This window comes from Micromonospora sp. 15K316 (assembly GCF_004348525.1).
Classification (GTDB): Bacteria; Actinomycetota; Actinomycetes; order Mycobacteriales; family Micromonosporaceae; genus Micromonospora.
This window is the reverse complement of sequence record NZ_SMKG01000261.1, coordinates 1-7,620: the sequence shown is the minus strand read 5'-3', so window position 1 is coordinate 7,620 and position 7,620 is coordinate 1. Positions and strand designations below refer to the sequence as shown.

General features: G+C 73.6%; 6 protein-coding genes. 2 read left to right on the top strand and 4 right to left on the bottom strand.

Going from position 1 to position 7,620, the window contains the following annotated elements; all coding sequences use genetic code 11:
- The first annotated feature begins 92 nt into the window (after positions 1-92).
- Complete coding sequence (locus E1211_RS28735; RefSeq protein WP_207915547.1) at positions 93-1,331, top strand: ROK family transcriptional regulator; 1,239 nt, start codon at positions 93-95, stop codon at positions 1,329-1,331.
- Between the two features lie 48 nt (positions 1,332-1,379).
- On the opposite strand, the gene E1211_RS28730 is transcribed toward E1211_RS28735, so the two are convergent.
- Positions 1,380-1,949, bottom strand: a complete 570-nt coding sequence (locus E1211_RS28730; RefSeq protein ID WP_132352811.1) for a MarR family winged helix-turn-helix transcriptional regulator — start codon at positions 1,947-1,949, stop codon at positions 1,380-1,382.
- A gap of 58 nt (positions 1,950-2,007) precedes the next feature.
- Between E1211_RS28730 and E1211_RS28725 the strand changes: the two genes are divergently transcribed.
- Entirely contained in the window at positions 2,008-3,138 is a 1,131-nt protein-coding gene (locus tag E1211_RS28725; protein WP_132352809.1) for a PP2C family protein-serine/threonine phosphatase, read from the top strand.
- 10 nt (positions 3,139-3,148) lie between these two features.
- Here E1211_RS28725 and E1211_RS28720 read toward each other — a convergent pair whose 3' ends face one another.
- The 3 genes from E1211_RS28720 to E1211_RS28710 form a co-directional block, all read right to left on the bottom strand.
- Positions 3,149-4,633, bottom strand: a complete 1,485-nt coding sequence (locus E1211_RS28720; protein ID WP_132352807.1) for a sugar transferase — start codon at positions 4,631-4,633, stop codon at positions 3,149-3,151.
- Positions 4,634-4,846: 213 nt separating this feature from the next.
- Positions 4,847-6,595 carry a substrate-binding domain-containing protein gene (locus tag E1211_RS28715; protein WP_165947362.1) on the bottom strand — a complete coding sequence of 583 codons (1,749 nt, stop codon included), beginning with the start codon at positions 6,593-6,595 and terminating at the stop codon, positions 4,847-4,849.
- Between the two features lie 145 nt (positions 6,596-6,740).
- Positions 6,741-7,620, bottom strand: an 880-nt coding sequence (locus tag E1211_RS28710; protein ID WP_132352803.1) for a lactonase family protein, incomplete at its 5' end; no start/stop codon positions are given.

Below are 7,620 nucleotides of genomic sequence, written 5' to 3'. Positions count from 1 at the left end.
GTGGGACGGGGTGCCATGGCAGCCTCCGAGGGTGGGGTCGGCTATTTGTTCAGCGATTGAATTATTTGGCTGACCTGTGGCACTGTCAAGGGGTGACGCCTACCCCCGGCCCCGTCGGCGCGGTCCGTCAGGGCAGCCTGCGCGAGCTCAACCTCGCCGTGGTGCTCGGCCGGATCGCCGCCGCCGACCGCCCGCCGTCCCGGGCCGACCTCGCCGCCGAGACCGGCCTCACCCGGGCCACCGTCTCCGCGGTCGTCGAGGATCTGATCACCGGTCGCCTGGTGACCGAGGCCGAACCGGCGCCACGCTCCGGGGCGGGCCGCCCGGCCCGCGGGCTGGTGCTGGCCGGCAACGGTCCGGCCGGGCTCGGGCTGGAGATCAACGTCGACTACCTGGCCGTCTGCGTGGTCGACCTCGCCGGCCGGGTACGGCACCACACCGTGCGCCGCGCCGACCTGCGGCCGGTCTCCCCCGCCGACGCGCTCCGCCGACTGGTCGAGCTGGCCGGGCGGGCCCGGACCGAGGCCGCGTCGCAGGGGCTCACCCTCGCCGGAGCGGCGCTCGGCGTACCCGGCCTGGTCGACGACGCCGGCACGGTCCGGCTCGCGCCCAACCTCGGCTGGCGGGACGTGCCGGTGCCGGCGCTGCTCGCCGGACTCCCCCCGCTGACCGAGCGGGTCGACGGCGTGCCCCCGATCGTGGTCGACAACGAGGCGAACCTGTCCGCGCTCGGTGAGCTGCACGCCGACACCGACGGGCCGGCCAGCTTCCTGCACATCTCCGGCGAGGTCGGCATCGGCGCGGGGATCGTGCTCGACGGCGACCTCTTCCGCGGCGCGCGAGGCTGGAGCGGCGAGATCGGGCACATCCCGGTCCACTCGCGGGGGCGTACCTGCCGCTGCGGCGGCCGGGGCTGCCTGGAGCAGTACGCCGGGCAGGAGGCGATCCTTGCCGCCGCCGGCCTTGACCGGGCCGACCTGCCGGCCGACACGGCCCCCGTCCGGCTGGCCGAACTCGCCGAGGCGGGCTCGACGGACGCGCTGCGTGCGCTGCACGAGGCCGGCACCGCGCTCGGGATCGCGGTCGCCTCCGTGGTGAACCTGCTCGACCTGGACACCGTGGTGCTCGGCGGCGGCTACGCCCCGCTCACCCCGTGGCTGCGCCCGCCGGTGCTCGACGAGATCTCCCGCCGGGTGCTCACCGCCGCCTGGTCACCGGTCACCGTCCGACCGGCGGCGCTCGGCGCGGACGCCGCCGCGGTGGGAGCGGCCGGCTCGGTGGTCCGCCGGATCATCGCGCGGCCGGCGGGCTGGCTCGCCCGCAGCGGGTGAGCGGCCCGCGCCCGGCCCGGCCGGGTCAGTCACCGGCACGCGGCCGGGTCAGGCCGTACGCGCCACCGACCCGTCGGACCAGTCGCGCGGCGCCGGCAGGGTCGCCTCGTCGCCGTCGAACCCGTCCGGCCGGACCGGCACCGGCTCCGCCGGGGCGGACTCGGCCTCCTGCCGGCGGGCGGTCTCGTCGAACTCGCGCATGCCGTGCAGCAGCGCCCTCCGGCCCTCCGCGGTCATCCCGGAGAGAATGCGGGCGAGCTGCTCCCGCCGGTCCTCCCGCAGCTCGGTGAGGAGGCGGCGGGCCTCCGGGGTGAGGTGCAGCGCGATCTCCCGACGGTCGAGCCGTCCCGGCTCGCGCTCCAGCATCCCCGCGGCCACCAGGCGGTCGCAGAGCCGGCTGGCCGAGCTGAGCAGCATGTCGAGCCGACTGGCGAGCCGGCGCAGGTTGATCCCGTCATGCTGTTCGACCACCATCACCGCGCGCAGCTGCGCGCCGGAGACCCGGCTGGTCGTCCGCTCCCGCGCCGCTTCCCATACGGTGAGTAGTGCACCCGCCGCCGCGTCCAGTGCGGCGGCGGTACTCGGCGCGGAGTCCGGTGGATCGTGCAGTTCGGCCATGGTGGCCCGAGAGTACTCCGCCGAGACGGCGGATCGGGCCGCCGAACGAGGAGCGGGAATGAGCGAACCGGTCAATCAGGCACGAGAGGTGCTCACCGACGCGCCGGCCCACCGGCTGGTCGACGCCGTGGCCGACGTCCTCGCCGAGCGGTACGGGATCACCGCCACCGAGCTGCTTCAGGTCGACTACCGACTCGCGGTCCTGCTGCCGCTCGACGAGGATGCCGGGATCACCGGCCCGGGGCATCCCGCCTGGCGCTGCTTCGACCACCAGGAGCCGGTGCTGGACGGCCCGACGGGGTACTTCCCGGTGTCCATGCGGGGCGAGCGGCGGGGTGTCCTGCGGGTGGCCCCGGTGCCCGGCGAGCCGACCGCACGGGACGAGCTGGCCGGGATCGCCACCGCGCTCGCGCACGAGCTGGCCGCCGTCGCCGCCGGTACCGACGTCTACCGCACCGCCCGGCGCAGTCGGCGCCTGACGCTCGCCGCCGAGATGCAGTGGGAGCTGCTGCCGGGGCGCAGCCGCAGCCGGAACGCCTTCAGCCTGGCCGGGCAGCTGGAGCCGGCGTACGCGGTGCGGGGCGACAGCTTCGACTGGTCCGACGACGGGGAACGGCTCTGGGTGGCGATCATCAACGGGATGGGTGAGGGTGTCGCGGCGTCGATGCTGACCGCGCTCGCCACCAGCGCGCTGCGCAACGCCCGCCGGGCCCGGCTGGCGCTGGCCGACCAGGCCGCCCTCGCCGACCAGGCGATCTACGACCTGTACCGGGGAGACCAGTACCTCTCCGCCCTGCTGCTGGAGCTCGACCTGAGCAGCGGGGTGATGAGCGCCGTCGACGCCGGTTCGCCCCGCCTGATGCGCGTCCGCGACGGCGAGGTCGTCGGGCAACAGCTGGAGGCCCAGTTCCCGCTCGGCATGTTCGAGGCGACCGACTACCGGGAGCAGCGGTTCCCGCTGCACCACGGGGAGCGGCTCTTCGTGCTCAGCGACGGGGTGATCGACGCGGTCGGGAGGCACGCCCGCTACGGCGAGGCGGCGCTGGAACGCTTCCTGCGCCGTACCGGGCCGATGGAGCCGCTGGACGCCGTCCGCTCCCTCCTCGGAGACCTGCGCGCGTTCGTGGCCGGTGACCTGGTCGACGACGCCGTCGTCGTCTGCGTGGACTGGACCGGCCAGCGCTCCTGACCCCGACCGCTCAGTACGCCCCGCGCCCGTTGACCACCGCGCCGAAGGTCTTCCAGAGGATCGTGAGGTCGGCCGCGAGCGACCAGTTCTCCACGTAGTAGAGGTCGAGGCGGATGCCGTCCTCCCAGCTCAGGTCGGACCGGCCGCTGACCTGCCAGAGCCCGGTCATGCCGGGCTTGACAAGCAGTCGCCGGGCCACGTCCCCGTCGTAGCGGGCCACCTCGGACGGCAACGGCGGCCGGGGGCCGACCAGGCTCATCTGGCCGAGCAGGACGTTCACCAGCTGCGGCAGCTCGTCCAGCGACCACTTGCGCAGCAGCCGCCCGACCCGGGTGACCCGCGGGTCGTCGCGCATCTTGAACATCAGACCGTCGGTCTCGTTGCGGGCGGTCAGCTCGGCCAGCAGGGCGTCCGCGTTGACCACCATCGTGCGGAACTTCCACACCCCGAACTCGTGCCCACCCCGGCCGACCCGGGTCTGCCGGAACAGCACCGGGCCGCGGCTGTCCAGCCGGATGGCCAGCGCGATGACCGACAGCACGGGCAGCAGCAGCGTCAACGCGACCCCGGCGGCGGAGCGGTCGACGAACCCCTTGACCAGCTTGCGCGTGCCCCGGAACTCGGGCGCCTCGACGTGGATCAGCGGCAGCCCGGCGACCGGGCGGGTGTGGATGCGGGGGCCGGCCACGTCGGTAAGCGCCGGCGCGACGACGAGGTCGACGCCGGTGCCCTCGAGCTGCCAGCCGAGGCGGCGCAGCCGTGTGGCGGTGAGCTCGCCCGACGCGGTGACGGCGACCGTGTCCGCGCCGATCGCGGTGGCCGCCTCGGGAATGCCCCGGAACGACCCGACCACCGGCACGTCACCCAGCCGCTGCGGCACCGGGGCGAGCAGCGCGTCCGGGATGCAGGCGCCGACCACGTGGTAGCCGGCGTACGGCTCACGCCGCAGGGTCTGCACCAGCTCCAGCACGTGGGCGGTGTCGCCGACCACCAGCACCTTGCGTGACCAGCCACCGCCGCGCGAGCGCGCCCGGTGCAGCCGCTTGCGGGCGGCGAACCGGGCCACCTCCAGGCCGAGGGTGCCGACCGCGAACGAGATCGCCAGGAAACCCCGGGACACACCCACGTCGGCCACGTAGCCGACGATGGCGATCCCACCGGCCAGGCGCAGGCTCGCGGTGCTCACCCGGCGGTACTCGTCCGCGCCGTAGCCGATCACCCGGTCGTCGTAGCAGCCCAACGCCTTGAGCGAGACCAACCAGGCGAGCACCAGACCGGGGGCGACCAGCACGTAGGGAACCTTCGAACCGCTCGGCACCTCGTCGCCGAAGCGGGCGAGGTAACCGACCAGCAGCGCGACGGTCAGAACGACGCTGTCCAGCACGACGAGGGCGCGGATGTAGGCCCGTTCGTCGATGCGGGTCGCGGCCGGGGACGCCGCGCCCTCCGGGGTCCACGGCGTCCTGGCAGGGGTCAACAGCGTAGCCGAGGTCACCAGCCCTCCCACTTCGCTCAGGACGGCCCCGGGTAGACGATCGGGCCGGGCAGGGGCCGACGGTGCCGGGGCACGTCGACATCCTCCCTGACAACCATGGTGGCCGATTGCTTCCGACGTATTGCCGTCACTTTTCCCGGCCGCAAGCGCGAATGGAAGAGGGCCCGCCGTACCGATCGAACGGTACGACGGGCCCCGGGCCTGTCCGGCGGGTCAGCGCGGCGCCGGCGGCCGCAGCGCGATGGCCTTCAGGAAGATGCCGCCGATCTCGGTCGGGTTCTTGGCGACGAAGCTTCCGCCACCGGTCACCTTCGTGATCGAGTCGAGTTCCGCCTTGCTCACGCCGTCCCCGATGCCGATCAGGATGACCTGCACCGGCCGCTCCGGGTCGGCCAGCCGCTTCAGGTCGGCGAGCAGCTTCGCCTGGGAGATACCGGACTCGTCCTCGTTCTTGCCGTCGGTGAAGAGCACCACCGAGTTCACCCGGCCCGGCTGCCAGTCACCCTGCACCGTCTTGTAGGCGGCGAGGATGGTGTCGTAGAGGCCGGTGTCACCGTCGGACGGTCGGATGGTGCTCAGCGCCGACTCCAGCCGGCCCCGGTTGCCGGAGAGCGGCGCGATGCCCACCAGCTCCTTGTAGTCCCGGGCACCGACCAGGTTGGTGGAGAAGGTCCAGAGCCCGATCTGCCACGAGTTGTCGAAGAGGCTCAGCCCCCGACGGGCCGCCTCGACCGTGACCTCCTCACGGCTGCGGTTGTTGGCGGCCGGCACCTCCGCCTTCATCGAGCCGGAGACGTCGATGACGGCGAGCATCCGGCCGGTCTGGGTGGCGATGGACCAGCTGGAGACGACCCGGTCGATCGAGTCGCCGTCCAGCCCACCGGCCGCCGTGCCGCCACCGCTCGGCGCGGCCGGCGTTCCGGCCGGGCTCGGGGCCCCCTCGGGCGCCTCGAACCCGGCACCCCACGTGCCGTCCGGCGCCCGCAGCCCCCGTGCGGCGAGCCGGTTGCGGAAGTCGCCGGTGGTCAGGAGCTCGAAGAGCACTCGGGCGGCCGAGGCCTTGTCCGGCTCGATGCCGGGCAGCACGGCGAACGGGTAGTCCAGCGGCGCCGGCGCCGGCTCCAGGTAGAGCGCGGCCAGCGGCACCGGGGGCTTCGCCTTGTTGTAGGCGATCACGTCCTCTTCGGAGAGGGCGGCGGCGCCGAGGCCGCTCGCGATCGCCGCCGGGTCGGTCGACTTCGGGAACCGTTCGAGCAGGTCGCTGCGGAGGGCGGACCGCCCCGTGGCCAGGGCGCGCAGCGCGCCGACAGTGGTCTCCTGGTCGCCGCCGGCGCCACCGGCGGCAGCGGTCAACGACAGGAGGCCGGAGAGGCCGGCGGCGTCCCGGGTGGGCTCGACGATGCCGGTGGAGAGCGGCTTGCTGCTGTTCACCTGCTTGAGCAGGTCGGTCCACTTCAGCTTCGCGTCCGGCCAGTCCAGCCGGGCGGCGATCGGTTGGGGCATCGCGACGACCACCGGACTACGCGCGATCGAGGCGCCGTTGGTCGGCGCGAAGGCGGTCGCCTCCTTCTTCAGTCGCACCAGCCAGGTGGAGGAGTCCGGGATCCAGACGTCGGGCGCTACGGCCGTACCGCTGGCCTGGCCCACACCGGCGAGGACCGCGCCGTGCTTGGCGGCGACCACCGCGGCGACGTCGACCGCCTCACTGGCGCTGACGTTGACGGCGATGCACGTGCCGCCCACCGCCGCGCCGTCCTCGACCCACTGCGACGCGGCGGCGTCGACCGCGGGGGCCAGCTCCGCCGACACCGCCACCGAGAGCTGGATCTGACCCGAACAGGCAGGTTGTATCAACTCTCGGTAACCGAACCAGGTTCCCGCCGCGACAACGACGAGCGCCGTCGCCGATGCGGCGGCGACTCCGGAAATTTTCGAACGCATGCGATGGCGGCCTGCAGACACGCAGACAATCTTGCGTACCCGGCACCTGAACTGCCATGACCGTTCGTACGAAAGTTACGGAGGAGAAACAGTTGATCAACGTTTAGTGACGGAGGGTCACCAGGCGGCCTCACGGGGTGGCTGGCTGCCCGCCTTACGCCGCACCTCAGGGCAGCACGCAGGTCGGGCTCGGCACCGACAACGGCTCACCGACCGGCTCGGGCACCCCGGTCGATGCGTCGACCCGGAACGTGCGGATCATGTGCGCCCGCTCGTCGGCCACGTAGAGGTGCTCCCCGATCAACGCGAAGTGACGAGGCCACTCCCCACCGGTCTCCACCTCGCCCACCAGCTCCGGCCGCTCAGCCCGCAGGTCGAACACGGCGACCGTGCCGACACCACGGTTGGCCACGTAGAGGAACCTGCCGTCCGGCCGCACCGCGACCTCCGACGGCTGCACGTGCCCGGACCGGCCGCTCGCGTCCACCCGGCTGAGCTGTCGCAGCGATCCGTCGACCGTCGACTCGTACGTGGTGACCGTCGCGTCCAACTCACCCACCAGGTGCACGCGCCGCCCGTCCGGATGGCGGGCCAGGTGCCGGGGGCCCGCCCCGGCCGCCGTCCGGACCCGCGGCGCCCGGGGCGTCAGCCGACCGGTGGCCGGGTCCAGGTCGTACCGGTAGACGGAGTCCGTGCCGAGGTCGACCGCGAGCAACGGACCGCCGGCCGGATCCGGGGAGACCATGTGCGCGTGCGCCCGCTCCTGTCGCTGCGGATCGGGACCGTGCCCCTCGTGCACCACCAGATCGCTGCGCTCACCGGGCACCCCGGCGGAATCGAGCGGGAGGACGGCGACGCTTCCGCCGCCGTAGTTGGCGGCCACGAGGTGACTCCCGCCCGCGAGCACCGCCAGATGGCACGGCTCGGCACCGCCCGTGGCCCGGCTACCCAGCGCCGTCAGCTCCCCGGCCGGCCCCACTTGCCACGCGCTGACCTCCCCCTGCGCCAGCTCGTTGACGGCGTACAACACGGGGCGGGTCGGGTGG